12 protein-coding genes are annotated in these 14,506 nt (G+C 71.4%); 3 read left to right on the plus strand and 9 right to left on the minus strand.

Annotation, left to right across the window (positions count from 1 at the left end):
* Positions 1 to 37: 37 nt before the first annotated feature.
* Entirely contained in the window at positions 38 to 664 is a 627-nt protein-coding gene (gene pdxH / locus AB0L71_RS04915) for a pyridoxamine 5'-phosphate oxidase (protein WP_365238367.1), read from the minus strand.
* A 219-nt stretch (positions 665 to 883) separates the two neighbouring features.
* Between pdxH and AB0L71_RS04920 the strand changes: the two genes are divergently transcribed.
* The 3 genes from AB0L71_RS04920 (at position 884) to AB0L71_RS04930 (ending at position 4,081) form a co-directional block, all read left to right on the plus strand.
* On the plus strand, positions 884 to 1,993 hold the full coding sequence (locus AB0L71_RS04920; RefSeq protein ID WP_365237897.1) for a citrate synthase 2: 1,110 nt from the start codon (positions 884 to 886) through the stop codon (positions 1,991 to 1,993).
* Between the two features lie 191 nt (positions 1,994 to 2,184).
* Positions 2,185 to 3,507: an ATP-binding protein gene (locus tag AB0L71_RS04925; RefSeq protein WP_365237899.1), complete on the plus strand. Its 1,323-nt coding sequence runs from the start codon at positions 2,185 to 2,187 to the stop codon at positions 3,505 to 3,507.
* A 55-nt stretch (positions 3,508 to 3,562) separates the two neighbouring features.
* Entirely contained in the window at positions 3,563 to 4,081 is a 519-nt protein-coding gene (locus AB0L71_RS04930) for an RloB family protein (protein ID WP_365237900.1), read from the plus strand.
* 37 nt (positions 4,082 to 4,118) lie between these two features.
* Here the strand turns inward: AB0L71_RS04930 and AB0L71_RS04935 are convergent, their stop codons facing one another.
* The 8 genes from AB0L71_RS04935 to AB0L71_RS04970 form a co-directional block, all read right to left on the minus strand.
* Positions 4,119 to 4,697: a TetR/AcrR family transcriptional regulator gene (locus AB0L71_RS04935; protein WP_365237902.1), complete on the minus strand. Its 579-nt coding sequence runs from the start codon at positions 4,695 to 4,697 to the stop codon at positions 4,119 to 4,121.
* Positions 4,685 to 5,419 (minus strand): enoyl-CoA hydratase family protein, encoded by a 735-nt coding sequence (locus AB0L71_RS04940; protein WP_365237905.1) that lies wholly within the window; start codon positions 5,417 to 5,419, stop codon positions 4,685 to 4,687. Before AB0L71_RS04940 ends, AB0L71_RS04935 begins: the two co-directional genes overlap by 13 nt.
* Positions 5,416 to 6,996 (minus strand): 4-coumarate--CoA ligase family protein, encoded by a 1,581-nt coding sequence (locus AB0L71_RS04945; protein WP_365237907.1) that lies wholly within the window; start codon positions 6,994 to 6,996, stop codon positions 5,416 to 5,418. The genes AB0L71_RS04940 and AB0L71_RS04945 overlap by 4 nt, the downstream gene beginning before the upstream one ends.
* A gap of 103 nt (positions 6,997 to 7,099) precedes the next feature.
* Positions 7,100 to 8,263 (minus strand): acyl-CoA dehydrogenase family protein, encoded by a 1,164-nt coding sequence (locus tag AB0L71_RS04950; protein WP_365237910.1) that lies wholly within the window; start codon positions 8,261 to 8,263, stop codon positions 7,100 to 7,102.
* Positions 8,260 to 10,296, minus strand: coding sequence for a biotin carboxylase N-terminal domain-containing protein (locus tag AB0L71_RS04955; RefSeq protein WP_365237912.1), 2,037 nt, complete (start codon positions 10,294 to 10,296; stop codon positions 8,260 to 8,262). Before AB0L71_RS04955 ends, AB0L71_RS04950 begins: the two co-directional genes overlap by 4 nt.
* A gap of 8 nt (positions 10,297 to 10,304) precedes the next feature.
* A complete protein-coding gene (locus tag AB0L71_RS04960; RefSeq protein WP_365237914.1) occupies positions 10,305 to 11,903 on the minus strand; it encodes a carboxyl transferase domain-containing protein in 1,599 nt (532 codons plus the stop codon).
* On the minus strand, positions 11,900 to 13,621 hold the full coding sequence (locus AB0L71_RS04965; RefSeq protein WP_365237916.1) for an acyclic terpene utilization AtuA family protein: 1,722 nt from the start codon (positions 13,619 to 13,621) through the stop codon (positions 11,900 to 11,902). Before AB0L71_RS04965 ends, AB0L71_RS04960 begins: the two co-directional genes overlap by 4 nt.
* Positions 13,618 to 14,424, minus strand: coding sequence for a TIGR03084 family metal-binding protein (locus tag AB0L71_RS04970; RefSeq protein ID WP_365237917.1), 807 nt, complete (start codon positions 14,422 to 14,424; stop codon positions 13,618 to 13,620). The genes AB0L71_RS04965 and AB0L71_RS04970 overlap by 4 nt, the downstream gene beginning before the upstream one ends.
* Positions 14,425 to 14,506 lie beyond the last annotated feature (82 nt).

Genomic DNA, 14,506 nt, shown 5'->3' on the forward strand with positions numbered 1-14,506 from the left:
CTGCGGGTTTCCGCTTGTCCGGGTTGCCCGGGCTCCTTCACGGGCACAGGCGCTCGACGCGCCAGCCCTCGCCCTCGCGGACATACCTCAGCCGGTCGTGCAGCCGGTTCGCGTGACCCTGCCAGAACTCGATCGTCTCGGGCACGACACGGAAACCGCCCCAGTGCGGCGGCGCGGGGACGTGTTCGCCCTCGGGGTAGCGGGCCGCCAGCTCCTCGTAGCGCGCGATCAGCTCCTGCCGGGAGCCGATCACCGTCGACTGGGCGCTCGCCCATGCGCCCAGCTGGGAACCGTGCGGACGGGTGCGGAAGTAGGCGACCGTCTCGTCGCGGCCGACACGGGCCGCCGTTCCGGTGACGATGACCTGGCGGGCCATGGGGTGCCAGGGGAAGAGCAGCGAGACGTGCGGGTTGGCGGTCAGCTCCCGGCCCTTGCGGGATTCGTAGTTGGTGAAGAAGACGAAGCCGCGGGCGTCGTACTTCTTCAGCAGCACCGTGCGCGAGGACGGCCGGCCCTCCGGGGTGGCGGTGGACACCACCATGGCGTTGGGCTCATGGAGCAGCCCTCCGACGGCGACCTGCCGGAACCAGTGGGCGAACTGCTGCATCGGGTCGGCGGCCAGCGTGTCCTCGGTGAAGGCCTCGGAACGGTACTGCTCGCGCATCGCGGCCGGATCGGTGATGGAATCGGAGGGGGAGTCTGCGGTGGGCACGGGTTCATCCTGCCGCAGAGGCCGAGTGCGCCAGGTGAGGAGGGCATCGATCCGACTCCGTCCGATCGGGGCGCTGTGCCGGATGTCACGCTTCCCCGCATCGTGAGAGCCCGCCAATATCGTGGATAGGCCACTGTCGCTTGGGTACAGCCGTCCACCGAGGGAGCCGCCATGTCCGACTTCGTACCGGGACTAGAGGGAGTCATCGCCTTCGAGACGGAGATCGCCGAACCGGACAAGGAAGGCGGTTCACTCCGTTACCGCGGGGTCGACATCGAGGATCTCGTCGGCCACGTGTCGTTCGGAAACGTCTGGGGTCTGCTGGTCGACGGGGCGTTCAATCCCGGCCTGCCGCCCGCCGAACCGTTCCCGATCCCGGTGCACTCGGGGGACATCCGGGTGGATGTGCAGTCGGCGCTGGCCATGCTCGCCCCGGTCTGGGGCCTGAAGCCGCTGCTCGACATCGACGAGGAGACCGCGCGCAACGATCTGGCGCGGGCCGCCGTGATGGCGCTGTCGTACGTCGCCCAGTCGGCGCGCGGACAGGGGCTGCCGATGGTTCCGCAGAGCGAGATCGACAAGGCGCAGTCCGTGGTCGAACGGTTCATGATCCGTTGGCGCGGTGAGCCGGACCCCAAGCATGTGAAGGCCGTCGACGCCTACTGGACGTCGGCCGCCGAGCACGGCATGAACGCGTCCACGTTCACCGCCCGGGTCATCGCGTCGACCGGGGCCGACGTGGCCGCGGCGCTGTCGGGTGCGGTGGGTGCGATGTCCGGACCGCTGCACGGCGGTGCGCCGTCCCGGGTCCTCGGCATGATCGAGGAGATCGAGCGGACCGGCGACGCCACCGCGTATGTGCGGAAGGCCCTGGACAAGGGCGAACGGCTAATGGGCTTCGGGCACCGGGTCTACCGGGCGGAGGACCCCCGGGCGCGTGTGCTGCGGCGTACGGCCGAGGAGTTGGGCGCACCGCGCTTCGAGGTGGCGCAGGCGCTGGAGCGGGCCGCGCTGGAGGAGTTGCACGCGCGGCGCCCGGACCGGGTGCTGGCGACGAACGTGGAGTTCTGGGCGGCGATCATGCTGGACTTCGCGGAGGTTCCGGCGCACATGTTCACCTCGATGTTCACCTGCGCGCGGACAGCGGGCTGGTCGGCGCACATCCTGGAGCAGAAGCGCACGGGCCGGCTGGTGCGGCCTTCGGCACGGTACGTCGGGCCCGGGGCGCGCAGTCCGCGGGAGATCGAGGGGTACGAGCAGATCACGGACCTGGCGACCTGAGACCGCCCGGCCCGCCCCGTGCCGTGAGGCCCGGGGCGGGCGTGCCAAACGCACGGAAGGCGGGCGTGGGGATCTCATCAGGTGGGCCTATTACCTCGGTCGTGCGGTATTCCCCGTGAGCGGTTGCCATCCACCAGTCCGCGCGATTCACTTGCACGCAGGTCCGGTAAATCGGCGGGGGGAGGGTGCACATGCTGTTGAACTTCAGGGTGTCGAACCATCGCTCGATCCGGGAGGAGCAGGAACTCCAGCTTCACCCCGCCTATGACTCGGACCGGCCCCCTGGCACGGACTGGCAGGCCGTGCCCGTGGCGGGCTTATTCGGCGCCAATGCAGCCGGCAAGTCGAACCTCGTCGGCGCGCTGGAGTACATGGCCCGGATGGTGGTGAACTCGCATCGCGACGCGGAGCCCGGCGACGGCATCACTCGCAGTCCCTTCCGTCTGGACAACGCCTCAGCCGATGAGCCCTCGTGGTACGTGGTGGACCTGCTGCTCCGTGGTGTCCGCTACACCTACGGTTTCAGCGTCGACGACGAGAAAGTCCTCGACGAGTGGCTCTACAGCTATCCGCATGGCAAGAAGCGCAAGATCTTCGAGCGCCCCGACGGCGACGTACGGCCCGGTGACTCACAGGCCAAACGCGAACTTGAACTCGTCGAGAACATCACCGAACCCAATGTGCTGTTCCTGACCATGGCGGCACGTTCCAGGCAGATGGACTTCCGCCCGGTCTATGACTGGTTCCTGACCGACCTGAGGTTCGGTCGGCAGGGACGTGGACGCTTCGTCGGCCCCGAGGTGGGCCGGATGCTGGAGACACCGGAACGTCATCCCGAGCTCATGGCCCTCTTGCGCGCGGCCGACCTGGGCATCGAGGAGTGCGGCACGGAGCGCGTGCTCCTGGACGAGGACGCACTGCGACAGCGGTACGGCAGACGCGTTCCGCAGCGTCTGCTCGCCCAGCTGGAAGAAGACGGCCCGCAGGAACAGGTACGTCCATGGCTCGGGCATCGCGGTCGTACCGGCGTGGTGCGGATGGACGTGCACGAGCAGTCCGCCGGCACCCGGGCGCTTCTGGAACAGGCTCCACGGTTCATGTCGGTCCTGCGGCAGGGCGGCACCTTCGTCGTGGACGAGATCGACTCCAGTCTCCACCCGTTGCTCACCGCACAGCTCATCGGCCTCTTCCAGGACCCGGCCACCAACCCGCACGGAGCGCAACTGGTCTTCACCACCCACGATGCCAGCCTGCTGGGTCGCATGGGCGGGGAGGACATCCTCAAGCGGGACCAGGTGTGGTTCGTGGAGAAGAACCAGTACGGGGAGACGGAGTTGTTCGCCCTGTCGGAGTTCAAGCCACGCATCGGGGAGAACCACGAGCGCCGTTACCTGGGCGGCAGCTACGGCGGCGTGCCCTTCATCGACGACAGTTTCGCCAGAGCTCTGGCGGGCCGGGGGGAGCAGGATGGCGAGGACACCGAAGCCGAGCGGCCGGAATCGTCCCTCTTTTGAGTCCCACCTCGACAGGCGAACCGGGCGTCGTGACGCCCGGCAGCGATTACTGGTCGTGTGCGGCACCGAGGTGACCGAACGGGACTATGTGCAGGGGCTCAAGAGCTCTGCGAGAAATCCGGCGGTTTCGGTCAAGGTCATCGAGCGCCCCAAAGCGCCTTCTCAAGTCGTCTCGTACACAGTGAAGTTACTCAATTCGACGGCCGACGAGTACGACCAGGCGTGGTGCGTCTTCGATGTCGACGAATTCACGGACATCGACCAGGCCATGGCTGAAGCGGGCCGCCATGGCGTTGCTGTGGCGCTGTCCAATCCATGCTTTGAGCTGTGGCTGTTGCTGCACTTCACCGACCACCGCAGTCACGCCCCGTCGTATGCCCATCTCGTGCCGCACCTGGACCGACACACGCCGGGCGGATACAGCAAGACCGGCCTCGACTTCCGCCTCTACAAGGACACCTGGCGCGAAGCCGTCCGCCGCGCGAGAGGACTGGCCCCGGAGGGCAAGGAGCCGGAGGTGAACCCCTCCACCGGCATGTGGCAGCTCGCCCTCACCATCGGCGGCCCGGCGTAGCGGCACAAGGTCCGGGGCCGGTGCGCCGGCCCCGGGCTCAGCCCAGGGCCTCGTCCAGCAGCGCCGCCCACTGGGCCACGACCCTGCGGCGGCGGGCGGTGTCGTCGGTCAGGAGGTTGGCGAGGCCCAGGCCGCGGGCCATGTCGAGGAGGCCCTGGACGGTTTCGCGTACGCCGGGCTTCGTCTCGTCGGCGCCGAGGAGTGCGACGGCGATGCGATGGGTCTCACGGCCGACGCGGGCTTCCAGTTCGGTGACGCGGGGGCGGAGTTGCTCCTCGTTGGAGGCGGCGACCCAGAGCTGGAGCGCGGCGCGGAAGAGGGGGCCGGTGTAGAGGTCGACGAGCGCGACGACGACCTCGGCCCGGCCCTGGACGGGCAGGGCGCGCAGCGCGGCGGAGCGTTCCTCGGCGACATACTCGACGGCGCCGGTGAACAGGTCCTCGCGGGTGGGGAAGTGGTGCTGGGCGGCGCCGCGCGAGACTCCGGCGCGTTCGGCGACGACGGCGACGGTGGAGCCCGCCCAGCCGTGTTCGGCCAGGCAGGCGACCGCCGCTTCGAGGAGTTTCTGCCGGGTGGCACGGCTGCGGTCCTGCTTGGGGGGTGTCACAGCAGCCATGCGGGGTCCCGTCGTTCGAGGAAGGCCGTCATCCCCTCCCGTGCGTCGTCGGAGGCGAACAGGGCCGCCGAGCGGGCGATGAGGTCTTCCGAGTGCTGGTCGAAGCTCCGCAGCACACTAGCCGTGACCAGCTCCTTCGATGCGGCCAGCCCCTGCGGGGAGGCCCGGCGCAGCCCGTCCAGCACGGGCACCAGCGCCTTGTCCACGTCCTCGGCGGCCAGGGTGACGAACCCGGTGCGGGCGGCCTCCGTCGCGTCGAAGCGTTCGCCGGTGAGGTAGTAGCGGGCGGCGGCACGGGGGTCGACGCGGGGCAGCAGCGGCATCGAGATGACGGCGGGGGCCAGGCCCAGCCGCGATTCGGTGAGGGCGAACGAGGCGCCGGGGCCCGCGACGGAGATGTCACAGGCCGCGAGCAGGCCGAGCCCGCCGGCCCGGACATGGCCGGTGACCCGGGCGACGACGGGCTTGGGCAGGGCCACGATGTGACGCATCAGGGCCACGAAGGCGTGCGGGTCGGGCGGTGCGGTGAGGTCGGCTCCGGCGCAGAACGTCGTACCGGTGTGGGCGAGGACCACGGCGCGTACGCCGTCGTCGGCGGCGCAGGCGTCGAGGGCCTCGGTGAGTGCGCCGACGAGCCCGGCGCTCAGGGCGTTGCGGTTGGCCGGGGAGTCGAGGGTGAGGGTGGTGATGCCGCGCTCGTGGGCGGCGGGGGCGAGGGTCATGACTGCTTCTCCCGGTCGCGCAGTTCACGGCGCAGGATCTTCCCGGAGACCGCGCGCGGTACGGCCTCGATGAAGGCGACCTGCCGGACCTTCTTGTACGGGGCGACGCGTTCGGCGACGTATGCCATGACGTCGTCGGCGGTCAGGTCTCCCGCGGACGGCTGGCGGACGACGTAGGCCTTGGGGACCTCGTTGCGCTCGGTGTCGTACACCCCGATGACGGCGGCGTCGGCGATGTCCGGGTGGGTGAGCAGCAGGGCCTCCAGGTCGGCGGGGGCGACTTGGTAGCCCTTGTACTTGATGAGTTCCTTCACCCGGTCCACGACGAACAGCCAGCCCTCCTCGTCGACCCGGCCGACGTCGCCGGTGTGCAGCCAGCCGTCGGCGTCGATCATGGCGGTGGTGGCCTCGGGGCGGCCGAGGTAGCCCTTCATCACCTGGGGGCCGCGGATGAGGATCTCGCCCTCGGCGCCGGTGCCGAGGTCGGTCGTGGGGTCGTCCAGCGAGACGATCCGCATCTCGGTGCCGGGCAGCAGCTTCCCGACGGCGGCGGCCGGAGGGTTCTCCACCTCCAGGGGCACGACGTGGGTACCGGGCGAGAGTTCCGTCATGCCGTACGCCTGGCGTATGGGCGGGATGCCCAGGCGGGTGGAGCAGGCGGCGGCGAGTTCGGCGTCCAGCGGGGCGGCGGCGCTGACGATGTACTCCAGCGACGACAGGTCGTAGTCGTCGACGGCCGGGTGTTTGGCGAGGGCCAGGACGATGGGCGGGGCGACGTACAGCCCGCTGATGCGGTGCTCCTGGATGGCGCCGAGGAACTGGTCGAGGTCGAAGCGGGGCAGCACCACGACGGTGGCCCCGCAGCGCAGCGGGACGTTCATCAGGGCGGTCAGCCCGTAGATGTGGAAGAACGGCAGGACGGCGAGGATGCTGTCGCCGGGCTTCAGCGGGATGAAGGGGCGCAGCTGCTCCAGGTTGGTGCCGATGGAGCGGTGGGTGAGCATGACGCCCTTGGGTGCGCCGGTGGTGCCGGAGGAGTACGGCAGGGCGGCGAGGTCCTCGGCCGGGTCGATGACCCTCGCCGGTTCGGGGGCGGTGGAGCCGAGCATGTCGAGGACGGAGATGTGTCCTTCGGCCTGGTCGCAGACGAAGATCTGCTCGATGCCGCCGGCGCGTTCGGCGGCCTGCCGGGCGACGTCCAGGAAGAGGGAGACGGTGACGATCCAGCGGGCGCCGGAGTCGGTCAGCTGTTTGGCGAACTCCTCGGCGGTGGCCAGCGGGTGGACGGTGGTGACGGCGGCGCCGGCCCGGGTGGCCCCGTAGAAGACGGCGGGGTAGGCGATCGTGTTGGGGCTGTGCAGGGCGAGGACGTCGCCCTTGCGCAGGCCGGCCTCGGCGAGGTGGGCGGCGATCCGCCGGTGGAAGGTGTCGAGCTGGGCGTAGGTGACGCTCATGCCGTTGGTGCCGTCGACCAGGGCGACGGTGTCGCCGAACTGTTCGGTGGCATGGCCCAGGACGGCGTCGTGGATGGGTAGGTCCAGGGCCGGGACGTCTGCGTACTCGCTGTGGAACACCATGGCGGTTCCCTTCGGCGCGGGGTGCGGACAGGGGGGTGCGCTCCCGCCTCCGGGGCGGGGCCCGGGGAGGGCCCCGGACGGTGGTGCCTGCGGTGGGGCGTGTTCAGTACGACTTGGGCAGTCCGAGGGTCTGGTGGGAGACGTAGTTCAGGATCATTTCGCGGCTGACGGGTGCGATCCGGGAGACGCGTGCGGCCGTGACCAGGGACGCAAGGCCGTACTCGCGGGTGAGGCCGTTGCCGCCGAGGGTGTGCACGGCCTGGTCGACGGCCCGGACACAGGCCTCGGCGGCGGCGTACTTGGCCATGTTCGCGGCCTCGCCCGCGCCGATGTCGTCACCGCTGTCGTAGAGCCGGGCGGCCTTCTGCATCATCAGCCGGGCCAGTTCCAGCTCGATGTGCACCTGGGCCAGGGGGTGGGCGATGGCCTGGTGGGAACCGATCGGGGCGCCCTTCCAGACGGTGCGTTCCTTGGCGTAGGCGACGGCGCGTTCGACGGCGTAGCGGCCCATGCCGATCGCGAAGGCGGCGCCCATGATGCGTTCGGGGTTGAGCCCGGCGAAGAGCTGGAGCAGCCCGGCGTCCTCCTCGCCGACGAGCGCGTCGGCGGGCAGCCGTACGTCGTCCAGGACCAGCTCGAACTGCTTCTCGGCCGCGAAGAGTTCCATGTCGATGGGGGTGCGGGAGAAGCCCGGGGTGTCGCGGGGGACGATGAAGAGGCAGGGCTTCAGGTTGCCGGAACGGGCGTCCTCGGTGCGGCCGACGATCAGGGTGGCGTCGGAGATGTCGACGCCGGAGATGAAGACCTTGCGCCCGTTGAGGATCCAGTCGTCGCCGTCGCGGCGGGCGGTGGTGGTGATGCGGTGCGAGTTGGATCCGGCGTCGGGCTCGGTGATACCGAAGGACATGGACAGGGTGCCGTCGGAGAGGCCGGGGAGCCAGGCGCGTTTCTGCTCCTCGGTGCCGAAGCGGGCGATGACGGTGCCGCAGATCGCCGGGGAGACGACCAGCATCAGCAGCGGACTTCCGGCGGCACCCAACTCCTCCAGGACGATGGAGAGTTCAGCCATGCCACTGCCCCCGCCGCCGTATTCCTCGGGGAGGTTGACACCGAGGTAGCCGAGCTTGCCCGCCTCGGCCCACAGTTCGCGCGGGTGCTCGCCCTTGCGGGCGAGTTCGCTGCTGTAGTTCCGGCCGTACCGCTTGCCCAGCGCGGCGACGGCGGCGCGCAGGGCGCGGTGCTCTTCGGTTTCGAGGACGGTGCTCATGCGTTCTCCTCCGATGCGGTGGTCGCCGGCTCGGCCTGTCCTGGCTCACTCTGTCCCGGCTCGGTGTTGTCCGGTTCGGCCTGTCCCGGTTCGGTGTTGTCCGGCTCGGTGACGACGGCCAGCAGGGCGCCGACCTCCACCTGGAGGCCGGGGGCGGCGTGGAGTGCGGTGAGGGTGCCGGAGGCGGGGGCGAGGATGCGGTGCTCCATTTTCATCGCCTCCAGCCAGATCAGCGGCTGCCCGGCCTCGACCGCGGCCCCGGGCGCGAGGCCGTCCGCGAGGCGCACGACGGTGCCGGGCATGGGGGCGAGCAGGGAGCCGGGTTCGGTGCGTTCGGCGGGGTCGGTGAAGCGGGGCAGGGCGGTGAAGGCGTACGAGCCGGTGGCCGTGTCGACGTACACCTTCTCGCCGTGCACCGCGAGGGCGAAGTGCCGGGTGAGGCCGCCGGTTTCGAGGGTGACCCGGTCCGGCCGGGCGCTGACGACGCGTTCGCCGGTCTCCGGGAGGAGCGCGCCGCGCAGGGTGCGGTAGGCGATCTCGTACGGGGTGCCGTCGGGTTCGGCGCGGTAGCTCCGGGTCTGCGGGGCGGAGGGGACGTTGCGCCAGGCGCCGAAGCGGGCCGGTCCCGTGGCGGGCCGGTTGACGGCCTGGGCCAGGGCCGCGGCGGTGGCGGCGAGACGGCGGGCGGGCTCGTCGGCGGTCCGGCCCGCTTCGGTGAGGGCGGCCAGGTGGCGGTCGTAGAAGCCGGTGTCCAGGCGGGCGGCGGTGAAGTCCGGGTGGCGCAGGGACCGTACGAGCAGCTCCCGGTTGGTGACCGGGCCGTGGATCCGGGCGCGTTCGAGGGCGCGCGTGAGCAGGCGTACGGCTTCGGCGCGGGTCGGGGCGTGGGCGATGGCCTTGGCGAGCATCGGGTCGTAGTGCACGCCGACGGTGTCACCCCCGGTGTACCCGGTGTCGAGGCGGAGGCCGGGCTCGTCCGGTACGTCGAACGCGAGCAGTGCTCCGGTCTGCGGCTGCCAGTCCCGGGCCGGGTCCTCGGCGTACAGCCGGGCCTCGACGGCGTGCCCGTGCGGGGCGGGCGGTCCGTCGGCGGGCAGCGGTTCACCTTCGGCGACGCGCAGTTGCAGGGCGACCAGGTCGAGCCCGAACACCGCCTCGGTGACGGGGTGTTCGACCTGGAGGCGGGTGTTCATCTCCAGGAAGTACGGGCGTCCCTCGGCGGACACCAGGAACTCGACGGTGCCCGCGCCCCGGTAGCCCACCGCCTGCGCGGCAGCGACCGCGGCGTCGTGCAGCCGGGTCCGCAGTGCGTCGTCCAGGCCGGGGGCGGGGGCCTCCTCGATGACCTTCTGGTGGCGGCGCTGGAGCGAGCAGTCACGGGTGCCCAGCGCCCAGACCGTCCCCCGGTCGTCGGCCATCACCTGGACCTCGACGTGCCGGCCCCGCTCGACGTACGGCTCGGCGAACACCTCGTCGTCGCCGAACGCCGACCTGGCCTCGGCGCGGGCGGCGGTCAGCTCACCGGGCAGGTCGCCGAGGTCCCGGACGATCCGCATCCCGCGCCCGCCGCCGCCCGCCGCCGCCTTGAGCAGCAGCGGCAGATCCTCGGTGGTGGCGGTCGCCGGGTCGACGGGCGCCAGGAGCGGCACGTCGGCGGCGGCCATGAGTTCCTTGGCGCGGGTCTTGGAGGCCATCAGCTCGATGGCCTTGACCGGCGGCCCCACCCACACGAGCCCGGCGTCCTGGACCGCCTGCGCGAACCCGGCGTTCTCGGAGAGGAAGCCGTACCCGGGGTGCACGGCGTCGGCACCGGCCGCGAGCGCGGCGGCAACGATCAGGTCCCCGCGCAGATAGGTGTCGGCGGGCGCGTCGCCCGGGAGCCGTACGGCGGTGTCGGCCTCCCGGACGTGCAGGGCACCGGCGTCCGCGTCCGAGTACACCGCGACGGTCGCGATGCCCAGGGCGCGGCAGGTGCGGAAGATCCGGCAGGCGATCTCGCCCCGGTTGGCGACGAGGAGCGTACTGATGGTCATGTGGGTCCTCACATCCGGAAGACGCCGAAGCCGCCGCGGGCGCCCTCGACCGGTGCGGTGTGGATCGCGGACAGGCACATCCCGAGGACGGTCCTGGTGTCGCGCGGGTCGATGACTCCGTCGTCGTACAGCCGCCCCGACAGGAACATCGGCAGCGACTCCGACTCGATCTGCTGCTCGACCATGGCGCGCAGTCCGGCGTCGGCCTCGTCGTCGTAGGGCAGGCCCTTGGCGGCGGAGGAGGCGCGGGCGACGATCGACAGGACGCCGGCGAGCTGCTGGGGGCCCATGACGGCGGACTTGCTGCTGGGCCAGGCGAACAGGAAGCGCGGGTCGTAGGCCCGCCCGCACATGCCGTAGTGACCGGCCCCGTAGGAGGCGCCCATCAGCACGGACAGGTGCGGGACGCGGGAGTTGGACACCGCGTTGATCATCATGGCGCCGTGCTTGATGATGCCGCCCTGTTCGTACTCCCTGCCGACCATGTAGCCGGTGGTGTTGTGCAGGAAGAGCAGCGGAATGTCGCGCTGGTTGGCGAGTTGGATGAACTGCGCGGCCTTCTGCGACTCCTCGCTGAACAGCACGCCCTGCGCGTTGGCGAGGATGCCGACCGGGTAGCCGTGCAGCCGCGCCCATCCGGTGACCAGGCTGCTGCCGTAGAGCGGCTTGAACGCGTCGAAGTCCGATCCGTCGACCAGCCGGGCGATCACCTCGCGCGGGTCGAAGGGCACCTTGAGGTCGCCGGGCACGATCCCGATCAGCTCGTCCTCGTCGTACTTCGGCGGCTCGGCAGGCCCCGGATCGGCGTGTGCCTTGCGCCAGTTGAGGCGGGCGACGACCCGGCGGGCCTGGCGCAGCGCGTCGTGCTCGTCGAGGGCGTAGTGGTCGGCGAGGCCGGACGTACGGGCGTGCATCTCGGCGCCACCGAGGGACTCGTCGTCGCTCTCCTCGCCGGTGGCCATCTTCACCAGGGGCGGGCCACCGAGGAAGACTTTGGACTGCTCCTTGATCATCACGGTGTGGTCGGACATCCCGGGCACGTACGCACCGCCCGCGGTGGAGTTGCCGAAGACGACGGCCACGGTCGGGATGCCTGCGGCGGACAGCCGGGTGAGGTCGCGGAAGAGGGCCCCGCCCGGGATGAAGATCTCCTTCTGCGAGGGCAGGTCGGCTCCGCCGGACTCGACGAGGCTGATGCAGGGCAGCCGGTTGGCGAAGGCGATCTCGTTGGCCCGCAGGGCCTTCTTCAGGGTCCAGGGGTTGGAGGCCCCGCCGCGCACGGTCGGGTCGTTGGCGGTGATCAGGCACTCGACGCCCTCGACGATCCCGATCCCGGTGACCAGCGAGGCACCGACCGCGTAATCACTGCCCCAGGCGGCGAGCGGCGACAGTTCCAGGAACGGGGTGTCCGGGTCGACCAGCAGCTCGATCCGTTCCCGGGCGAGCAGCTTGCCGCGTTTGCGGTGCCGGGCCAGGTACTTCTCGCCGCCGCCCGCGAGGGCCTTGGCTTGTTCCGCGTCCAGTTCGGCGAGCTTGGCCAGCATCGCTTCGCGGTGGGCCGCGTACTCGGGTCCGGTGGTGTCCAGCGCGGTGGGCAGGACGGTCATGCGGGCACCTCCATGCGGTCGAGCAGGGCGACGGGGACGGGGAGGTGCCGCGAGCGCAGCCACTCCCCCACCGCCTTGGCCTGCGGGTCGAAGCGGGCCTGCGCGGCGACGCCCTCGCCGAGCAGGCCCTGGACGACGAAGTTCAACGCCCGCAGATGGGGCAGGACATGGCGTACGACGGTGAGCGGGGCGGTCTCCGGCAGCAGCTCCTGGAAGCGCTCGACGGTCAGCTCATGGACCAGCCACCGCCAGGCGTCGTCGTCCCTCACCCACACCCCGACGTTGGCGTCGCCACCCTTGTCACCGCTGCGGGCCCCGGCGAGCAGCCCGAGCGGGACGGTACGGGTGGGCCCGGCGGGCAGCGGCTGGGGCAGCGCGGGTTCCGGGACCGGAACCAGCTCCCGGTACGGCCCGGTGACCGTCACCGTCTCCCGCGCCCCGTCCGGCCCCACGGCCACCTGGCCGACCTCGCCCGCGTCCACCGTCCCGGCCTCGAACACCCCGTAGGGGGCGCCCTTTCCGGGCGGGGCGGTGACATGGAAGCCCGGGTAGCTGCCGAGGGCCAGCTCGACGGCCGCGCCGGACACCGCACGGCCGACCGCCTCGGCGTCCTGGTCGCGCACCACGAGCCGGAGCAGGGCGCTCCCGGTCTCCTGGGTCGCGGCGTCGGCCCGGTCGGTACGGGCCAGCTCCCACCGCACCTCGGCCGGCGGGTGCGCGGCGCGGGCGAGGGCGTCGGCGAACTGGTCCCGGACGAGCCGGGCCTTGGCCTCGATATCGAGACCGGTGAGCACGAAGACGACCTCGTTGCGCCAGCCGCCCAGCCGGGTCAGTCCGGTCTTCAGCGTGGGCGGGGGCGCCTCCCCGCGCACCCCGCTGATCCGCACCCGGTCCGGCCCGTCCTGCGTCAGGGTGACGGTGTCCAGGCGGGCGGTGACATCGGGCCCGGCGTACCGTGCCCCATGGGTCTCGTACAGCAGTTGGGCGGTGACGGTGCCGAGGTCGACGACACCGCCCGTCCCGTCGTGCTTGGTGATGACGCTGGAGCCGTCGGCGTGAATCTCGGCGAGCGGGAAGCCGGGACGTCGTACGTCGTGCTCCCCGAAGAAGGCGTAGTTGCCGCCAGTGGCCTGCGTCCCGCACTCCAGTACGTGCCCTGCGACGACGGCACCGGCCAGCGCGTCCAGGTCGTCCGGCCCCCAGCCGAAGTGCGCGGCGGCGGGGCCGGTCACGAGGGCGGCGTCGGTGACCCGCCCGGTGACCACGATGTCGGCCCCGGCCCGCAGGCAGGCGGCGATCCCGGCGCCGCCGAGGTAGGCGTTGGCGGTGAGGTACCCGGCGGGCACGGGCAGGCTGTCGCCCTCGACATGGGCGACCCGCACCGGGACATCGAGCTTCGCCGCCAACTCCCGGATGGCGTCGGCGAGTCCGGCCGGGTTGAGCCCTCCGGCGTTGGTCACGATCCGCACCCCGCGCTCCTGGGCGAGGTGGAGGTTCTCCTCCAACTGCCGCAGGAAGGTGGCGGCGTATCCGCGCGTCGGGTCCTTGAGGCGGCTGCGCCCCAGGATGAGCATGGTGAGTTCGGCGAGGTAGTCCCCGGTCAGCACGTCCAGGGGTCCGCCGGTGAGCATCTCGCGGACGGCGTCGAACCGGTCGCCGTAGAAACCGGAGGCGTTCCCGATCCGCAGCGGCGCCGTGCCCTCTCCCGGCCGGGTCACCGTTCCCCCTTCCGGGGGCGTCCGGTACCCGCCGGGCCGGCGAAGGCCTGCGCGATGTCCAGCCACCGCTCGGCGTCCGGGCCGACGGCGGTGAGGGCGAGGTCGTCGCGGTGAGCGCGCTGGGTGACCAGGAGGCAGAAGTCGAGCAGCGGCCCGCCGATCCGCTGCGCGGCGCCCTCCGGACCGTAGGCCATCAACTCACCGTCCAGCCCCTGGAGTTCCACCCGGAACTGCTCGGCGGGCGGCTGCTCGCCGCGGACGAAGTAGGCGTAGTCCCGGGCCCGTACGCCGATCCGGGCCACATGCCGCAGCCGGCCGGTCGGCTGCCGGGTCACCCCGAGGGCGTCGGCGATGTCCTGGCCGTGTGCCCAGGTCTCCATCAGCCGCGCGGTCGCCATGGAGGCGACGCTCATCGGCGGGCCGTACCAGGGGAACTTCACCCCGGGCGGCGCCGCCCGCAACGCCTCGTGCAGCTCGTTGCGCCCCTCCCGCCACCGTACGAGCAACTCCTCGGCGGGCAGCAGCGAGACGATCTCCCGGGCCGCCTCGTCCACGAACGTCTCGGGCCGGGCGAGCGCCTTCTCGACCTCGGCGCCGAACGCGTCCGGCTCGGTGACGGCGATCAGGGCGACCTCGTCGGTCCAGAGCAGATGGGCGATCTGGTGGGCGACGCTCCACCCCTCGGCAGGGGTCGGCGCGGCCCACTGCGCCGGACCAGCCCCGGCGACCAGCAGGTCGAGTTCCTCGCTCTCCTGGCTCAGGTCGTCGAGTACGGCGACGGTCACGGCCGATGCTTCGGACACGGTGCACTCCCTCGGGGCGTGGCGGTGTGCCCGGGAGCATGCCAGCGCTCAAGAAAACAAGCAAGCATGCTTGCATGATTTT

The organism is Streptomyces sp. NPDC052052, from assembly GCF_040680455.1.
GTDB lineage: Bacteria > Actinomycetota > Actinomycetes > Streptomycetales > Streptomycetaceae > Streptomyces.